The organism is Rhizobacter koreensis (assembly GCF_013366375.1).
Classification (GTDB): domain Bacteria; phylum Pseudomonadota; class Gammaproteobacteria; order Burkholderiales; family Burkholderiaceae_C; genus Schlegelella_A; species Schlegelella_A koreensis.
The window spans coordinates 1-17,251 of record NZ_JABWMJ010000003.1 but is presented as its reverse complement, the minus strand read 5'-3'; the positions used below and the strand labels follow the sequence as shown (position 1 = coordinate 17,251).

Annotated in this window: 15 protein-coding genes and 1 rRNA gene; 9 read left to right on the top strand and 7 right to left on the bottom strand. The window is 71.8% G+C overall.

Features of this window, described 5'->3' with window-relative positions:
* Positions 1 to 26: 26 nt before the first annotated feature.
* The 4 genes from HQN59_RS07050 (at position 27) to HQN59_RS07035 (ending at position 5,511) form a co-directional block, all read left to right on the top strand.
* Complete coding sequence (locus tag HQN59_RS07050) at positions 27 to 515, top strand: Lrp/AsnC family transcriptional regulator (protein WP_176067560.1); 489 nt, start codon at positions 27 to 29, stop codon at positions 513 to 515.
* A gap of 214 nt (positions 516 to 729) precedes the next feature.
* The gene (locus tag HQN59_RS07045) at positions 730 to 3,435 is read left to right on the top strand and encodes a winged helix-turn-helix domain-containing protein (protein ID WP_176067559.1); all 2,706 of its coding nucleotides are present in this window, start codon (positions 730 to 732) and stop codon (positions 3,433 to 3,435) included.
* A 263-nt stretch (positions 3,436 to 3,698) separates the two neighbouring features.
* Positions 3,699 to 4,430 carry a hemerythrin domain-containing protein gene (locus tag HQN59_RS07040; RefSeq protein ID WP_176067558.1) on the top strand — a complete coding sequence of 244 codons (732 nt, stop codon included), beginning with the start codon at positions 3,699 to 3,701 and terminating at the stop codon, positions 4,428 to 4,430.
* Between the two features lie 25 nt (positions 4,431 to 4,455).
* The gene (locus tag HQN59_RS07035; RefSeq protein WP_176067551.1) at positions 4,456 to 5,511 is read left to right on the top strand and encodes a c-type cytochrome; all 1,056 of its coding nucleotides are present in this window, start codon (positions 4,456 to 4,458) and stop codon (positions 5,509 to 5,511) included.
* A 144-nt stretch (positions 5,512 to 5,655) separates the two neighbouring features.
* Here HQN59_RS07035 and HQN59_RS07030 read toward each other — a convergent pair whose 3' ends face one another.
* From HQN59_RS07030 to HQN59_RS07015, 4 genes are all read right to left on the bottom strand, one after another.
* Positions 5,656 to 6,594: a tyrosine recombinase XerC gene (locus HQN59_RS07030; protein WP_176068413.1), complete on the bottom strand. Its 939-nt coding sequence runs from the start codon at positions 6,592 to 6,594 to the stop codon at positions 5,656 to 5,658.
* A gap of 97 nt (positions 6,595 to 6,691) precedes the next feature.
* Positions 6,692 to 7,372, bottom strand: a complete 681-nt coding sequence (locus HQN59_RS07025) for a DUF484 family protein (RefSeq protein ID WP_176067549.1) — start codon at positions 7,370 to 7,372, stop codon at positions 6,692 to 6,694.
* Between the two features lie 54 nt (positions 7,373 to 7,426).
* Positions 7,427 to 8,413, bottom strand: coding sequence for a diaminopimelate epimerase (gene dapF, locus HQN59_RS07020; RefSeq protein WP_176067547.1), 987 nt, complete (start codon positions 8,411 to 8,413; stop codon positions 7,427 to 7,429).
* A gap of 56 nt (positions 8,414 to 8,469) precedes the next feature.
* On the bottom strand, positions 8,470 to 9,318 hold the full coding sequence (locus tag HQN59_RS07015) for a lysophospholipid acyltransferase family protein (RefSeq protein WP_176068411.1): 849 nt from the start codon (positions 9,316 to 9,318) through the stop codon (positions 8,470 to 8,472).
* Positions 9,319 to 9,545: 227 nt separating this feature from the next.
* Here HQN59_RS07015 and metK point away from each other — a divergent pair, with 227 nt between their 5' ends.
* The 3 genes from metK to HQN59_RS07000 all read left to right on the top strand — a co-directional run bounded on the left by metK (position 9,546) and on the right by HQN59_RS07000 (position 11,909).
* Positions 9,546 to 10,727 carry a methionine adenosyltransferase gene (gene metK, locus HQN59_RS07010; RefSeq protein WP_176067545.1) on the top strand — a complete coding sequence of 394 codons (1,182 nt, stop codon included), beginning with the start codon at positions 9,546 to 9,548 and terminating at the stop codon, positions 10,725 to 10,727.
* A gap of 93 nt (positions 10,728 to 10,820) precedes the next feature.
* Positions 10,821 to 11,432 (top strand): histidine phosphatase family protein, encoded by a 612-nt coding sequence (locus HQN59_RS07005; RefSeq protein ID WP_176067543.1) that lies wholly within the window; start codon positions 10,821 to 10,823, stop codon positions 11,430 to 11,432.
* Between the two features lie 312 nt (positions 11,433 to 11,744).
* Positions 11,745 to 11,909 carry a DUF1328 domain-containing protein gene (locus HQN59_RS07000; protein WP_176067541.1) on the top strand — a complete coding sequence of 55 codons (165 nt, stop codon included), beginning with the start codon at positions 11,745 to 11,747 and terminating at the stop codon, positions 11,907 to 11,909.
* An 89-nt stretch (positions 11,910 to 11,998) separates the two neighbouring features.
* Here HQN59_RS07000 and HQN59_RS06995 read toward each other — a convergent pair whose 3' ends face one another.
* The gene (locus HQN59_RS06995; protein ID WP_176067539.1) at positions 11,999 to 12,841 is read right to left on the bottom strand and encodes a DUF72 domain-containing protein; all 843 of its coding nucleotides are present in this window, start codon (positions 12,839 to 12,841) and stop codon (positions 11,999 to 12,001) included.
* 217 nt (positions 12,842 to 13,058) lie between these two features.
* Between HQN59_RS06995 and HQN59_RS06990 the strand changes: the two genes are divergently transcribed.
* Entirely contained in the window at positions 13,059 to 14,558 is a 1,500-nt protein-coding gene (locus HQN59_RS06990; RefSeq protein WP_176067538.1) for an AMP nucleosidase, read from the top strand.
* A gap of 404 nt (positions 14,559 to 14,962) precedes the next feature.
* Entirely contained in the window at positions 14,963 to 15,805 is an 843-nt protein-coding gene (locus tag HQN59_RS06985) for an HDOD domain-containing protein (protein ID WP_176067537.1), read from the top strand.
* A gap of 117 nt (positions 15,806 to 15,922) precedes the next feature.
* Here the strand turns inward: HQN59_RS06985 and HQN59_RS26010 are convergent, their stop codons facing one another.
* Complete coding sequence (locus HQN59_RS26010; protein WP_176067536.1) at positions 15,923 to 16,825, bottom strand: alpha/beta fold hydrolase; 903 nt, start codon at positions 16,823 to 16,825, stop codon at positions 15,923 to 15,925.
* A 315-nt stretch (positions 16,826 to 17,140) separates the two neighbouring features.
* Positions 17,141 to 17,251 (bottom strand): 5S ribosomal RNA (rrf, locus tag HQN59_RS06975); the annotation flags it as partial.

Genomic DNA, 17,251 nt, shown 5'->3' with positions numbered 1-17,251 from the left:
AACAAAAAAGCAGACTCGCGGCTTCGATGAAATCTTCCGCAGCGCTCCCGCCGCTCGACGCGACCGACTGGGCGATCCTCGACGCGCTGCAGCGCGACGCATCGATCACCAACCACGCGCTCGCGTCGGTGGTTCATACGTCGCCTGCGACCTGCCTGCGCCGCGTGCGCCGGCTCGTCGACGCCGGCGTCATCGAGCGCCGGGTGGCCCTGCTCTCGCCCGAGAAGCTGGGCTTCGGCGTGACGGCGTTCGTCGAGGTGAGCCTCGACCGTCAGGGTGCCGACGCGCTCGCCGCCTTCGAAACGCGGGCGATCGCGGAGCCCGCCGTGCGCCAGTGCCACCGCGTCTCGCCCGGTCCCGACTTCGTGCTTTGCGTGCAGCTGCGCGACATGGCCGACTATCACGCGCTGGTCCAGCGCCTCTTCACCGAGGACGCCAACGTGCGCAACGTGAAGGCGTATTTCAGCGTGCATCGGGCCAAGGACGAGACGGCGCTGCCGCTGGGCGAGGGTTGACGCGTGAGCCTCGACGGCCGCTGCTGAGCACGCGCTGGGCGAACGCGCGGCGACTGCGCCGCGCAACGCGCAGGCTCGTTCATGCGGCGCGCTCGCCTGCCATGCGCCCGCAGCATCGACGAGCAGCCGGCGCCGCAACGGCGTTGCGCCGGATCTGGCGTGGGCCCACCTCCCCAGCCGCCGCGCGGTTGGCGACAATGCGCGCCTCCCGCCGATGACGCCGTCGTTCGCGCTCACGAAGATCCAGCCGCCGCGTCCGCGCGCGGGGCTGGTGGCGCGCGTCACGCTCGAGGAGCGGCTCGTCGACGCGGCGCTGAGCAAGCGCCTGGTGCTGGTCGCGGCACCTGCCGGGTTCGGCAAGACCGCCGCGCTGACCCGCCTCATCGCCCGGCTTGGCGGTGCGGCCTCGGTGGCCTGGGTCGCGGTCGACCTCGACGACGACGCGCTCGCGCTGCTCGCGTGCCTGTGCGCCGCGCTCGAGCCGTTCGACCCGCCGTGGCGCATCGACCCCGAGGCGCTGGTCGCGATGGCCGGGGGCAGCCGTGGCGATCGTCGCGCTGCGCTCGGCGAGCTCGTCAACACGCTCGCCGCGTGCGACGTGCGGCGCGGCCTCATCGTCGTCGACGACGCGCACCGGATCCGCGATGCCGCGGTGTTCGACTTCGTCGACCAGCTGCTCGAGCGCCTGCCGGCGCAGTGGGGGCTCATCGTCGCGACGCGCAGCGAGCCGCCGCTCTCGCTGGCGCGCCTGCGCGCCCACGACGAGCTTGCCGAATTCCGCGAACCCGACCTGCGCTTCACGCTCGACGAGGTCGGCGCCCTGCTCGCTCCCGCGGCGGCCGCCGACGGCGCCGATTCGCTCGACGCGACGAGCCGACGCCTGCTGCACCGCACTCACGGCTGGGCGGTGGGCCTGCGCCTGGCGGTCAACAGCCTGCGCACGGGTCACGCCACGCGGGCGGCGATCGCCGACGGCGCGACCGACCGCCACGTGTTCGACTACCTGCTCGCCGAAGTGCTCGACGAGATGCCGCGCGAGCTGCGCTGCTTCCTGCTGCGCTGCTCGGTGCTGAGCGAGCTCACCGCCGGCCGCTGCGCCGCCGTGTCGGCCGACGCTCGCGCCGCCGAGTGGCTGGAAGAGATCGAGCGGCGCGGCCTCTTCGTGTCGGTGCTCGCCGGCGCCGAACCGACGCTGCGCCTGCACGATCTGTTCCGCGACTTCCTGCAGGACCGGCTGCGCCGCGAGATGGCCGACGAGCTCCCGCTGCTCTACCGCCGCGCCGCCGCCGGCGAACCGGACACGCTGCGCCGCATCGGTTTCCTGGTGCGAGCGGGCGACTGGAGCGAGGCCGAGGCGGTGCTCGCGCGCGCCGGCGCCGAGATCATCATCACCGTCGGGCCGGCGCCGGTGCTGCGCCTGCTGGAGCAGTTCCCGCCCGACGTGCGCGAGCGCTCCGGGGCGCTGGCGCACATGCGGTGCCTGTGCGCCTGGTCGCGCTGGGACTGGCCGCGCATGGGCGAGTCGGCGCGTCAGGCCCAGGCCGCATTCGAGTCCGCCGGCGACACGCTCGCCGCCTACCGCTCGGGCATCTACGTGGCGGTGGCGACCGCCGGTGCCGGGCGCGGCCGCGACGCGCTGACGCTGCTCGACGCGATCCCGATCGACCGTCTGGAGACGCGCGACGCCGCGCTCGCCGGCATCGTGCGCGTCTACTGCGCATTCGACATCGGCCGTTTCGACGAGGTCGGCCCGCTCTACGCACGCGTCCTCGACACCGTCGAGCCGAGCGACAGCGTGATCCTCTGGTACCAGTGCGTGCCGCGCGCCCTGCAGTGCGGCATCCACGGCATGCGCGAGCCGCTGGCGCGCTTCGCAACCGGCGCACTGCGTGCCACCCCCGACACGCCGACGCCGCTGCGCGCGATGGCGTACGTGGCCGAAGGCTGGGGCGAGTTCCTGGCGGGGCGCTTCGCCGCCGCGGCACGCGTGCTGCAGCGGGCGGAAGCCGACGCCCGCTGGCTCGGCCCGCCGGCCAACGTGCGCGTCTATGTCTACGGCGCGCTCTCGATGCTGCACGCGCTGAACGGCGACCGCGCGGCATCGCGCCACGCCGTCGACGAGCTGATGAAGCTGTTCGACGACCCCGACGTCGGCTACCGGCGTGGCTCGGTGTTCCACGCCTACTACCAGATGCACGCGGTGCGCGTCGCCGACATCGGAGGCGACGTCGACGCGGTGCTCGCGCTCGCCGCCGCGCTGCCCGCGCGCAGCGAGCTCGCAAAGGCGCCGGCCATGCTGCAGGCGTTCCGCGACGGCATCGAAGGACGCGTCGCCTGGCATCGTGGCGAGCTCGAGCACGCGGCCGACGCCTTCGCGCGCGCGCTCGAGCCGCCGCTCGCGCTCGGCGTGTTCGGCCAGAGCAACGAAATCCGCCTGCGGCTCGCACGCGCCTGGCTGCGTCTCGGGCGCCTGGACGAGGCCGCCGCCATGATCACCGCCGCGCTCGACAGCGCCGAGCGCGCCGGCGAGCCGGGCGGCGCGCTCGCGATCGGCGCTGCCGGGCTGCTCGAGCTCGCCGATGCGGCATGGGGCGAGCGGCTCGAGCCCACCGCGACTGCGCAGCTGCGCGCGTGGGCCGCGTGCTTTGCCAGCGAGGCGGATGGCGAGCGAGCGCTGCGCCCGGCCGCGCTCGAAGCAGCGCCTTCGGCCGCGCCGACGGCATCTGCGACGCCACTCAGCGCGCGCGAGCTCGACGTGCTGCGCCATATCGCCGCTGGCGACAGCAACAAGCTGATCGCACGCGCGCTCGACCTCAGCCCGCACACCGTCAAGCGCCACGTCGCCAACATCCTCGACAAGCTCGCGCTGCAGTCGCGCGGCCAGGCCGCGGCCTGGTACCGGGCGCACGTCGCGGGGTGAAGCCGTAGGGGTCGCGCCGGGCGAGCCATGGCCCGGCTCGGCCTCGCGGGCGCAGGCGCCGGCCCATGGCCCGTCCCTCGCCTGCGCCGGTTACGCATCCGCTTCGTCATGGCCCGTGCCACCGCACCCGCGCGCTCCATGCCCGCGCCGCCATGGCCCGTCGCACGCCGCGCCGTGGCTCCTTCGGGCGATGGCCCGCGCATCGCGTTTTCGAAGAATGCCGGCCATCGCGGCGTTTGCCGCATCCCGCAACGGAGACCTGCATGTCCACGAGCACCCTCGACGCCGTCCGCCCCGCCACCACCGTGAACACCGCGGCCGCGCCCCGCTTCGACATGTACGCCTGGATCCACAAGGCGCTGCGCGCGTTCATGTCCGACACGCTGGTGCGCATCGGCCGCCTCGACGTCAGCGATCCTGCCGATCGCGACGCCGGTCTCGCGCAGCTGAACGAGCTGCTCGACTTCTGCTGCGACCACATCCGCCACGAGAACGACTTCATCCACACCGCGATCGAGGCGCGCCGCCCGGCCGGCGCAAGCCGGGTCGCCGGCGAGCACGTCGATCACCTCGACTCGATCGACGCGCTGCGCAGCGAGGCCGCCGGGCTGGCGGCCGCCCCGGCGGCCAGCGCGCCGGCGCTCGCGCTGCGCCTGTATCGCCATCTGGCCCTCTTCGTCGCCGAGAACTTCGAGCACATGCACGTCGAGGAGACCCAGCACAACGCCATGCTGTGGGAGCAGTACAGCGACGCCGAGCTGGTCGCGCTGCACGACCGTCTGGTCGCGAGCATCCCGCCGGCCGGCCAGCTGCTGGTCGCGCGCTGGATGCTGCCGATGCTGCCCCCGGTCGATCGCGCGCTGCTGGTCGGCGACATGAAGGCCGGCATGCCGCCCGAGGCGCTGCTCGGCGTGCTGACGATGGTGCGCCCGCACCTCGACGCCGCCGGCTGGAGGAAGCTCGCGCTCGCCGCCGGCGTGGCGCCGGGTGCCTGACCCCGCACGCGAAGGGGGCTCGGCGATGAACACATGGGTCCGGCGCGGCGCCATCGGCGTCCTGTCGCTGCTCGCACTGGCGACGCTGGTCGTCGGCATCGCGCTGCAGCGGGGCGAACGCAAGTTGGCGCGCCGCATCGACGTGCCGGCGCAGCCGGTGGCGTTCTACGACGACCGCGCTGCGCTGGAGCGCGGCGCCTACCTGTTCCGCTCGCGCGGCTGCGCCGACTGCCACGGCAGCGACGGCGCCGGCCGGGTCGTCGTCCAGGACGCGAACGGCCTGTTCGTGCGGGCGCCGAACATCACGCGGGGCGCCCGCACCGTCGCCGGCTACGGCGCGGCCGACTGGGATCGCGCGATCCGGCACGGCGTCAAGCCGGACGGCCGTCCGCTGCTGATCATGCCGAGCGAGGACTACAACCGGCTCACCGACGCCGACCTCGGCGCCCTGGTCGCTCATGTGCGGCATCTGCCGTCGGCGCCCGGCGCCGCAGCCGAGCTGCGCCTGCCGCTTCCGGTCAAGGCGCTCTACGGCTTCGGCGTCGTCCGCGACGCCGCCGAGAAGATCGACCACACGCTGGCGCCGGCCCAGCCGGTCGCCGAGGGCGTGACGGTGGCGCACGGCCGCTACGTGGCGAACAGCTGCGTCGGCTGCCACGGACCCGAGCTGCTCGGCGGCAAGATCCCCGGCGCGCCGCCCGACTGGCCGGCTGCCGCCCGCCTGGCGCCCGGCGAAGGCAGCGTGATGCCGCGCTACCCGACCGCCGACGCGTTCGCGGCGATGCTCAAGACGGGCAAGCGCCCCGACGGCAGCGCCGTCAGCCCGGTGATGCCGTTCGCATCGCTGCGCGAGATGAACGACGTGGACGTGCGCGCGCTCCATCTTTACCTCAGCAGCGGCGCAGGCACCCAGGCATCGAGCCGCGCGCCAGGCAAGAGCGGTGGCACCCTGCCTGCACTCACGGGCGCGGCCGAGCACGGGGCAGCGGCACCCCCGCCGCGCCCCGAGGCCAAGCCGAGCGCCGACGCCCTTCCCGCCGCGGCGGCCACCGCGTTCGTGCTCGCTTCGGGCAAGTCGTAGCGCAGGGCATCGCGCCGCGCAGGGTGCCGGTCACGGACGGCGCGGCTGAAGGGACGCGCACCGCGCGCCAGCCGACGAGGCCAGCCTCCGGCACCGGTCGCGCCCTTCCTGCTCGAGCCGGGGCGCGTCGCCTTCCCGTTGACGCTACTTCCTCCGCCGCGCGCGCGGATGCGCCGCGTCGTACACCTTCGACAGGTGCCCGAAATCGAGCCGGGTGTAGACCTGGGTCGTCGCGATGTTGGCGTGACCGAGCAGCTCCTGCACCGCGCGCAGGTCGCCACTCGACTGCAGCAGGTGCGAGGCGAACGAGTGGCGCAGCATGTGCGGGTGCACGTGGCTCGGCACGCCCGCCTGCAGCGCGCGCGCTTTCAGGCGCGAGCGCACCTGGCTTGCGGTGAGCCGATGGCCGTGGCGGCTGACGAAGAGTGCCGGCTCGTCGCGGTGCGCGACGCGCTCGCGCACCGCGAGCCACGCGCCGAGCGCCTCGAGTGCCGGTGCGCCGACCGGCACGCTGCGGCGCTTGCTGCCCTTGCCGAGCACGTGCGCGCTGGCGTCGGCGACGTCGATCCAGCCCGCCGCGTCGACGCCGGCGCGCACGTCGAGCCCGGTGAGCTCGGCAATCCGCAGACCGCAGCCGTAGAGCAGCTCGACGATGCAGCGGTCGCGTGCCTCGAGCACCGCGTCGCCGTCGCCGCCGGCATGGCTCGCGAGCGCCACCGCGTGATCGACGCTCAGCGCCTTCGGAAGCGGCTTGGCGGCCTTGGGCGCTCGCACCCCGTCGACCGGGTTGGCGGCGATCAGTCCGGCCTGGCCGAGCCAGCGGTAAAAGCCGCGCCACGCCGACAGCGCGAGCGCGATGCTGCGCGGCGCCAGCCCCTCGGCGTGCAGCTGCGCGGCCCAGCGCCGTGCGTGCTCGGCGCGCGCAGACCGCGGCACGACCGATGTCGCCGCCGCGAATCGCTGCAGGCGCCGGAACGCGTCTTCGTAGATCGCGAGGGTGCGCGGCGCGACGCGGCGCTCGACGCGCAGGTGCTCGAGGTGCGCAGTCAGGTCGGCGTCGAGCGGCGGCGCTTCGGCGACCATGTCCGCGCCCACCGGGCCCGGACGCTCGAGCGGCGCATTCGACAGCGGCGCCCCCGCGTTCCGCCGGCGTGCGCCCGCGCTCATCGCTCGGCGCGCGTCAGGCGGTCGGCAGCAGGCGCGACAGGGCCGCGCTCGACACCTCGGCGATGCGCTCGAGGAACTCGGTGCCCATGTCGCTCGAGTAGCGTGTCGGGTCGGGCGACGCGAGCACCAGCAGGCCGAACGCCGCCGTCGGCTGCTCGAACGGCGCCAGCGGCAGCAGCGCGAGCGACGCCGCCTCCGCGGGCGCGGCGAGCCACTTCACTGCCTCGAAGCCCGCGTTGGCACCGCAGTACGGCGACGTGAGGCTCGCCCCGAACGCCTTGACGTCGTCGCCGACGGGCGCGGCGAACGGCAGTGATTCGAACGCCTCGGCCGCGCCCCAGACGCGGATCGCCGCCTGGGGGATGAGAAAGTGATGCTGCAGCTCGCGCACCAGCACCTCGGGCAGGTCGGCGGCGTTGCCGGTGAGCATGAGCTCGCGGGTCCAGCGGTGCAGCTTGTCCGCGATGGCGACGTTCTCCTGGCCGTTGCGGATCATCTCGATGATCTTGTGCTCGAGGCCCTTGATCTTCTCGCGCAGCATTTCCATCTGCCGCTCCTGCAGCGACACCGCGCGGTGCCCGTGCGGGCTGGTCACCTGGATCGTGCCGATCAGCTCGGCGTGGCGCTCGAAGAACCCCGGGCTGGCCGCCAGGTAGTTCGCGATGTCGTCTTCGGTGATGCCCTGGATGCTCATGGATGCGGGTCGCTCGGTCAGGTCGTTGAAAGGGCTTCGGCGTGGCGCGCCGCGTCAGATGTCGATCTCGCCGTCGAACACGCGCGTCGCGTCACCGGTCATCCAGACCGGCGCGTTGCCGCCCGCCCATTCGATGGTGAGCAGGCCGCCGCGCGCCTCGACGTCGACGCGGGGATCGAGGAGGCCGGCGCGCATGCCGGCCACGGCCGCCGCGCAGGCGCCGGTCCCGCAAGCGAGCGTTTCCCCCGCGCCGCGCTCGTAGACGCGCAGGCGGATCCGGCCGCGTTCGACGATCTGCACGAAGCCGGCGTTCACATGGCGCGGGAAGCGCGCGTGCGCCTCGATCACCGGCCCCTGCGACGCCACCGGCGCCGTGTCGACGTCGGCAACCACCTGCACCGCGTGCGGATTGCCCATCGACACGGTCGCGATCTCGACGATGCGGCCCTGGACGTTGAGCGGCCAGATCGCAAACGCATCGTCCGCGGGTGTGGCACTGGCCGTGAAGTCGACGGCGCTCGCGGCGATGCGGTTGCCGCGCGCCGCCGCTGCTGCCATCGCAGCACTCCACCCCGCGCGGACGTCGGCGAGGCCGGCGCCGGGCCCGCTCGCCACGTCGACCGGCAGCAGCCCGCTCGCGTCGAACGGCAGCCGTGCCGGCTCGAACGACGGCGCGCCCATGTCGACGCGCACGCGGCCGTCCGGCAAGGCGTGCAGGTCGATCACGCTGCTCATCGTCTGCACGCGGATCACCCCGCGATCGGTCAGACCATGATCGAGCACGTAGCGGGCGACGCAGCGTGCGCCGTTGCCGCACTGCTCGACCTCGTCGCCGCTGCCGCCGTTGAAGATGCGGTAGCCGAAGTCGACGCCGCTCGCGGGGCTGGGCTCGATCAGCAGGATCTGGTCGGCGCCGATGCCGTAGCGGCGGTCGCCGAGCGCGCGCAGCTGGGTGCGGTCGAGGCCGACGTTGGCGCGGGTCGCGTCGACCACGACGAAGTCGTTGCCGGCACCGTGCATTTTGGTGAAGCGAAGGCGCATGGCGAATTATCGCGTCGCGTCACCGCGCAGCCTGCCGCACGGCTCGCCGCGGCGCGTCAATACAACGACGGCTCGCCGGGCGGCCGGGTCTTGAAGCGGCGGTGCACCCAGAGGTACTGCGCGGGGTCGGCGCGGATCTCGGCCTCGATCCAGCGGTTCATCGCGGCGCTGTCGGCGACCGCGTCGTCGCTCGGGAAGTCTTGCCACGGTGTGTGGAAGCGCACCCGGTAGCCGCGCCCGCCGGGCAGGATCTCGGCGGTGATCGGCTGCACCACCATGCCGAGCGCGCGCGCCATGCGCGACGGCGCAAGCAGTGTGCTCGCCGGCACGCCGAAGAACGGCACGAACGCGGCATCGCGGGTGCCGAAGTCCATGTCGGGCAGGTTGAAGAACGCCGCGCCGGCCTTGATCGCGCGGATCAGCGGCTTGACGGACTCGTCGCGCGGAAAGATCTCGGCGTTGCCGAGGCGCAGGCGCCCGCGGCGCAGCGCCGCATCGATCGCCGGATCGCTCTGGGCCTGGTAGATCGAGACGCCCTTGCGCCGCTGGAACAGCAGCACCGCGGCCCCGGCCACGTCGAGCGCCATGAAGTGCGGCACCAGCCACATCACCGGCCGTTCGCTGCGCTCGGCCAGATCGACCTCGCCCTCGACGTGGATCAGCCGGCGCAGTCGCTCGGGTGGCGCGAACCAGAGGAGGCCCCGCTCGAGCAGGCTGCGACCGAGCCAGCCGAAGTGCTCACGCACCAGCCGGCGCCGCTCGTCTTCCGGCTTCTCCGGAAAGCAGAGCGCGATGTTGGTCGCCGCGATGTGGCGGCGCGAACCGGCCAGGGCGTGCAGCAGTGCACCGAGCGCGCGCCCGAGCGCCGCCTGTACGCCGAGCGGCAGCACCTGGAAACACTTCATGAACGCGAGCAGCACGCGTGCGGGCAAACCATCTCCTCGGCGGGCACCGGAGGCGTGGCAAGACTTTCTATAATCCCAGCGTCGCCGAGTTACTGAACTACTTGCGGGGCGACGCAGGCACTGCCTGCCGGGCCATCGGGCTCAACAAATCCTGCTAAAGCGTTCGCCGCGAACCCAGCGCTCGGTCGGCAACGCAAGGTGCAACCGACCAACCACTGGAGCCACTCGTGTCGAACGATTTCCTTTTCACCTCCGAATCCGTCTCCGAAGGCCACCCCGACAAGGTTGCCGACCAGATTTCGGACGCCATTCTCGACGCGATCTTCCGGCAGGACCCGCGCTCGCGCGTCGCGGCCGAGACGCTGTGCAACACCGGCCTCGTGGTGCTCGCCGGCGAGATCACGACCAACGCGCACGTCGACTACATCCAGGTCGCGCGCGACACGATCAAGCGCATCGGCTACGACAACACCGACTACGGCATCGACTACAAGGGCTGCGCGGTCATGGTCTGCTACGACAAGCAGTCCAACGACATCGCCCAGGGCGTCGACCACGCGAGCGACGACCACCTGAACACCGGCGCGGGCGACCAGGGCCTGATGTTCGGCTACGCGTGCGACGAGACGCCCGAGCTGATGCCCGCGCCGATCTACTACGCGCACCGCCTCGTCGAGCGTCAGGCCCAGCTTCGGCGCGACGGCCGCCTGCCGTTCCTGCGCCCCGACGCGAAGAGCCAGGTGACGATGCGCTACGTGGACGGCAAGCCGCACTCGATCGACACGGTGGTGCTGTCGAGCCAGCACGACCCCGACCAGAGCGAGACGCACACCAAGATGAAGGCGTCGTTCGTCGAGGCGGTGATCGAGGAGATCATCAAGCCGGTGCTGCCGAAGGAGTGGCTGCAGGAAACCAAGTTCCTGATCAACCCGACCGGCCGCTTCGTCATCGGCGGCCCGCAGGGCGATTGCGGCCTCACCGGCCGCAAGATCATCGTCGACACCTACGGCGGCGCGTGCCCGCACGGCGGCGGCGCGTTCTCGGGCAAGGACCCGTCGAAGGTCGACCGCTCGGCGGCCTACGCGGCGCGCTACGTGGCCAAGAACATCGTCGCGGCGGGCCTTGCCAGGCAGTGCCAGATCCAGGTCGCCTACGCGATCGGCGTCGCCAAGCCGATGAACATCACGGTCTACACCGAAGGCACCGGCAAGATCCCCGACCATAAGATCGAGGAGCTCGTGCGCAAGCATTTCGACCTGCGCCCGAAGGGCATCATCCAGATGCTCGACCTGCTGCGCCCGGTTTACGAGAAGACCGCCGCCTACGGTCACTTCGGTCGCGACGAGCCCGAGTTCACCTGGGAGCGCACCAACAAGGCGTCCGCACTGCGCGCCGACGCGGGGCTCTGAGAGGAACGCTGCGCTGACTGCTCGCCGCCCGTGGCCGGGCTGTTCCGGCTGGGGGCGGTAGGGTCGGACTCGAGTCTTCGCCCGCCCACTGCCGTGTCGATCATCCTGGTGCGCCACGGCGAGACCGCGTTGAACGCGGCACGCGTCCTGCAGCCGCCCGACACGCCGCTCAGCCCGCGCGGGCTCGCGCAGGCCGCGGCGCTCGCCGAGCGCCTCGCGGGCATGGGCGTCGCGGCCATCGTGAGCAGCGACCACCCTCGCGCGCGGCAGACGGCCGACGCCATCGCGGCGCGATGCGAGGTCGACGTCGAACTCGACGCCACGCTGCGCGAGCGCGACTTCGGCGCTTTGCGCGGCCGGCTGTTCGACTCTCTCGGCTACGACCCCTTGGCGCTCGTCACGGCCCCCCCGGGCGGCGAATCGCTGGCCACGTTCACGGCGCGCGTGGCGGGTGCGTTCGAGAGCGTGCTGGCGCGCCGCGCCGCAGCCCCTGGCCCGCTCGTCGTGGTGACGCACGGGCTCGTGATCGCCACGATGCTGCGCGAGCATGCCGACCTTGCCGCGCACGCGCGCACGCTGCGCATCGGCAATGCGTCGATGACGGTGCTCGAGGCGCAGTCGCCGTGCCGGATCGAGCTGCTCGCGTGCACCCGCCACCTCGACGCCGGGACGATCGGCGAACCGGGCGCGGCGACGGGCGGCTGAGCGCGCGGGCCCTCGCGCGCCGGGCCTGCGCTCACCACCGGGCGGCACGCCCCTGGGAAGTTGCTGCGCAGTGCCGACGAGGCTCCGAGGGCCGGACCGGGGGAGCAGCTTCCGGCCAAGCCGTCACGCGCCTTGGACGCCATCTCCTGCTTGCCGGCAGCCCGGTCGGAGCGCTCCGACATCAGGTGCGCGAGCGAGCCGACGCGGCATCGGCCAGCCGGCCGATGCGAACGCCGCCGCGTCGCACTCAGCATCGATCCTGCCCATCGGCACCACCGCCACCGGCGGCGCCAGCCACCAACAGGAGTCACCATGCTGCACTACGCCGTTGTCTTTTTCGTGATCGCGCTGATCGCTGCCGTGTTCGGGTTCGGCGGCATTGCTGCCGGCGCCGCCGGCATCGCCAAGATCCTTTTCATCGTGTTCGTGATCCTCGCCGTCGCGACCTTCCTGTTCGGCCGTAACCGCGGAACCTGATCGAGCGCCGCGCGCTGAACACGCGTGAGGCCGGCGAGCCGCTCCACGTCGGGCGGGTCGCCGGCCTCGCTTCGTTGCGGCTCGCGTGCCTAGGCGGACGGTGCGATGCCGAGCCGCTCGAGCAGCGCCAGCGCCGCCGCCGGCGCGCGCTCCTTCGCGCCGCTGATGAAGAACACGAAGACATCGCGGCCCGCCGCGGAACCGCGCGGGCTGCCACGCGAGCCCGTGCTCGGCGGCTCGACGACGCGCGACAGGCCAGTCGGCTCGCCGCCCGCGGCCCAGGTACGCGCCGCCTCCGCCCAGGCCTCGATCCGCTCGGGCGCGTACCCGGTGGCGTGCTGCGATTCGCAGCCCATCAGGCGCGCGTAGACGAAGTCGCCGGTCAGGTCGGCGAACGACGGGTACTCGGTGGAGTCGGCGAACACCGTGGCGACGCGGTGCTCGCGCGCCAGCGCCAGGTACGCCGGGTCCATGAAGCTCGCATGGCGCACCTCGAGTGCATGGCGCAGCCGAACGCCGCCGACCTCCTTCGGCAGCAGCGCGAGAAAGGCGCCGAAGTCGTCCGGGTCGAAGCGCTTGGTCGGTGCGAACTGCCACACCAGCGGCCCGAGCTTGGGCCCGAGCTCGGCGATGCCGCTGCCGACGAAGCGCTGGATCGCCTCGCCGGCGTTGGCGAGCACGCGCTGCGAGGTGGCGTAGCGCGACGCCTTCACGCTGAACACGAAGTCGTCCGGTGTTTCGTCGTGCCATTTCGCGAAGCTCGCCGGCGTCTGCGTGCGGTAGTAGGTGCCGTTGATCTCGATCGCCGTCAGGCGTCGGCTCGCGTAAGCGAGCTCGCGGCTCTGCACGAGCCCTGAGGGGAAGAAGTTGTCGCGCCAAGGAGCGTAGGTCCAGCCACCCACACCGACGCGAATGCGCCCGGGGCCGCTCATCGCTCGATCGATCCTGCTCGGCTGGTCATCGCGCGATGATGCGAGGGATCGGCGGCGGCGGCAATCCGGCGCCACGCCCTGGGCCGCCCTCGCGGCGCACCGGTGGAACAATGGCGCTCGCGGCCCGGCGCTCGACCCAAGCACGTCAGCGCGGGTCGCCCCGTCCACCCACGCACGCACGACACGCTCTGATCCGTCGCCGACGCCACGCCGCACCATGACCTCTGCGCCCCCATTTTTCGCCCCGCTCCGCTACGACGACCCCGAACAGGCGCTCGCGCAAGTCCGCACCATCTACGACGCGAGCGTGACCTACCTGCGCGACTCGCTGCAGGCATTCGTGCGCGGCGACGCGATCGATGCGCACGTGCGCGCGTGCTACCCGTTCGTGCGGGTGCGTACCGACACGGTGGTGCGCGCCGACTCCCGCCTCAGCTACGGTTTCGTCGCCGGCGCCGGAACGTTCGAAACCACCTTGACGCGCCCCGACCTGTTCGGGCGCTACTACCTCGAGCAGTTCCGCCTGTTGCTCCAGAACCATCATGCGGGGCTCGAGGTGGGCACCAGCCACCAGCCGATCCCGGTGCACTTCTCGCTGGCCGACAACGACCACATCGATGGCAGCCTGCCGGCCGAGCGGCGCCTGCGGCTGCGCGACATGTTCGACCTGCCCGATCTCGGCGCGATGGACGACGGCATCGCAAACGGCACCTTCGAGCCGGCTGCCGGGGGACCGCAGCCGCTCGCGCTGTTCACCGCGCCGCGCGTCGACTACTCGCTGCAGCGCCTGCGGCACTACACCGGCACCGCTCCGGACCACTTCCAGAATTTCGTTCTCTTCACGAACTACCAGTTCTACATCGACGAGTTCGTGCGGCTGGGGCACGAGGCGATGGCCGGCGCGGGCGGCCCGCACGGCTACGAGGCGTTCGTCGAGCCCGGCAACGTGATCACACGGCACAAGGGCGCCGCGCCGCAGCCGGGCGACGAACTCGGGGCGCCGCCGCCGCGGCTGCCGCAGATGCCCGCCTACCACCTGGTGCGTGGCGATCGACGCGGCATCACGATGGTCAACATCGGCGTCGGCCCGGCCAACGCCAAGACGATCACCGATCACATCGCCGTGCTGCGCCCGCATGCCTGGGTGATGCTCGGCCACTGCGCCGGGCTGCGCAATTCGCAGCAGCTCGGCGACTACGTGCTCGCGCACGGCTACGTTCGCGAGGACCACGTGCTCGACGAGGAGCTGCCGCTCTGGGTGCCGATCCCGGCGCTCGCGGAGATCCAGGTCGCGCTCGAGTCCGCGGTTGCCGAAGTGACGCAGCTGCAGGGTTACGAGCTGAAGCGGATCATGCGGACCGGCACGGTCGCGAGCACCGACAACCGCAACTGGGAACTGCTGCCGTCGCGCGGCGCGCTGAGCACGCCCGAGCGCCGGTTCAGTCAGAGCCGCGCGATCGCACTCGACATGGAAAGCGCGACCATCGCGGCGAACGGCTTCCGCTTCCGCGTGCCGTACGGCACCCTGCTCTGCGTGAGCGACAAGCCGCTGCACGGCGACATCAAGCTGCCCGGGATGGCGAACCACTTCTACCGCGAGCGCGTCGACCAGCACCTGCGCATCGGCGTGCGAGCGATCGAGCTCCTGCGCGACTCCGGCATCGATCGGCTGCACAGCCGAAAGCTGAGAAGCTTCGCGGAGGTGGCGTTTCAGTAGGACTCGCTCGCGAGTGCCGCAGGTCCCGGGCGATGGAGCTGAGACAGCAGCCGCCCGGAGCTCGGCGGCTCTGGCTGCGCCGGCTCGGTGGTGAACGGGTCGGTATTCGGGCTCACGGGACGCCGGCGTGGTTCGGAGCGGGTGCGCGCCCGAGGGAATTCGGCGGGCGAGCCTGAGGCACCGGTTCGGCAGCGCGACCATCCGCTTGAGATGACCGACCTGAGTCGGCGGACTCGCCGACTTCAGCGACGTGGCCCACTGCACATCGCGAGCGAAGCGCGATGTTTCTCGCGCTGTGGTCGGCTCGGAAGTCGTTCGGGCCGCCGTGCCCGTCGCTCGGTGGGCACGCTCAAGCCGACGCCCGGTACGCCGATAACTGCCGAGCACACCCAGGAGCAGCGATGATGAGTCCCGCGTCCGCCGACAGTGACACCATCCGCGCCCCGCTGCCCGACTTGGCGGCGTGGACGGCGCGTCTGCACGCCGCGGAAACGCCGGTGCTTGCCGAGACGGCCGAGGCGCTCGAGGTGCTGCGACGCAACGCCGACGACGTCGACGCGAACGGCATCGGCGAAACCATCGCGGCCGACCCGCTGATGACGCTGAAGGTGCTGGCCTACGCATCCGAGCACCGCAGTGCGCGCGCCGTCACCGGCTCGGAGACCGTGATCGCCGCACTCGTGATGCTGGGCATCTCGCCCTTCTTCGCCGCCTTCGGCCCGCAGCCAACCGTCGAGGCGCGCCTCGCCGATCGGCCCGACGCGCTGCTCGGGTTGCGCAAGGTGCTGGCACGCGCGCATCGCGGCGCGAACTTCGCGCTGGCGTTCGCCGTGCACCGCTGCGACCCCCACGCGGCCGTCATCCATGCCGCGACGCTGCTGCACGAGTTCGCCGAGATGCTGTTGTGGTGCCACGCGCCCGAACTGTCGCTGCAGATCGCCGAGGCGCAGCGCCGCAACCCCTCGCTGCGGTCGCACGCGATCCAGCTGCGGGTGCTCAACGTCACGGTCGCCGATCTGCAACGCTCGCTGATGCAGTCGTGGCAGCTGCCAAGCCTCCTCTCGCAAGTCGCCGACGAGGCGCACCGGGAAACGACCGCCGTGCGTACCGTGGAGCTCGCCGCGCGACTCGCGCGCCACACCGCGACCGGCTGGGACAACCCTGCACTGGGCGACGACATCGCCGACGTGGCCCGGCTGCTCAACGTCTCGACCACGGCGGCGCTGCAGCTGGTGAGAACGATCTAGCGCGCTTCACCATCGGGGGGGCGCTTGGACGAGCCGTCGGCTATCCCGCTGGTCGCATGGCCGGACAACCATCGCTCGCATCCGGCCCGCGCCACCGGTGTGGCAGACCGACGCTGCTTACCGCAGTTCGGTCGCGCGCAAGACCTCGTCGAATATCTCGCGCCGGCTGGCCATGCGCACGTGCGCGGTCGAGGGCAGATGGTGATGCACCGCGCCCGGCAATAAGGCTCGCGTCGCCGGGAACACGATGTTGTCGCAGTTGCCGAAATAGCACGTGAACTTCGCGCGGCGCTCGAGCGACTCCGTGCCGGCGAGGGAGCTCAGCCACCGGCTGCCGATCTGCATCTGCTGCCCGTTCGTGCTGGGCGCGTGCCGAGCGAACGCCGTCCCCTGGTGCGGCGAGGCGATCGTCACGATGCGCCAGACGAGTCCCTCGCTCTGCGGATAGCGCCGCAGCCATGCGCGCACCGCGAGTCCGCCCATGCTGTGAGCGACGATCACGATCGGCTGATCCGACGCGGCGTGCAGTTGCCGCGCCGCGCGCTCGATCGTGTCGGCGTACGCATCGATGGATCCGAACGCCGGTTCCAAACTCGGCGCCCCGAACGCGATGCCCCGGGCGCGCAGGCGCCGCATCCAAGGGTTCCAGAAGCCGCGGTTGCACAGGAAGCCGTGCACCAGAAGTACCGGCCTTCCCTGAGCGTCCTTCGAATCGACGGCATCCGGGATTGCTTGCGACCGGAACGGCTGGCGCCAGCAGAACACGAGTGGTGCCGTGATCACCTCGACGATCCAGGCGCGCAGCAACTGCCCGACCGGAGCACGTGCGGCAGCGCCGTCCTCGTGGCGAATGGCCGCGTAGATGAACTCGGCGGCAAGGAACGCGGCATACCCGCCGACCACCAGCAGGGCGGCCCACGCGGCGTGCGCGGCATGACCTCTCGCAACACAAGCCGCCGCCCAACCGGCCACGAACACGACCAGGATGATCGTGATCGCTCGCTGCAGACGGGCGATCACCCGTGTACCCCAACGTTCGGTGCCGACTGCGCGACATCCGCTTCGGCGCACGAGCGGCAGACGAGAACGGGCGCGTGAGGCATCCCACGGCGCAAGAGACCGGAGCGCGATCGAGATCTCTGAAGGGACCGCATCCCGAACACGTGAGGCATTCCTGAGGCTGTTGGAGCGGCGACGCTAAAGTCCAAAAACCGCCGGCACGCAGCGTTGAATACTCCGCTGATCGGCCCGAGAAACCCCGCCTGAGCGATTAATGCCGCCGACCAAACAAAAAGGCCCTCGTCCGTTGAGGGGCGAGGGCCTGGGGGTAATGTAGCCTGACGATGTCCTACTTTCACACGGGAACCCGCACTATCATCGGCGCTGAGGCGTTTCACTGTCCTGTTCGGGATGGGAAGGAGTGGGACCACCTCGCTATGGTCATCA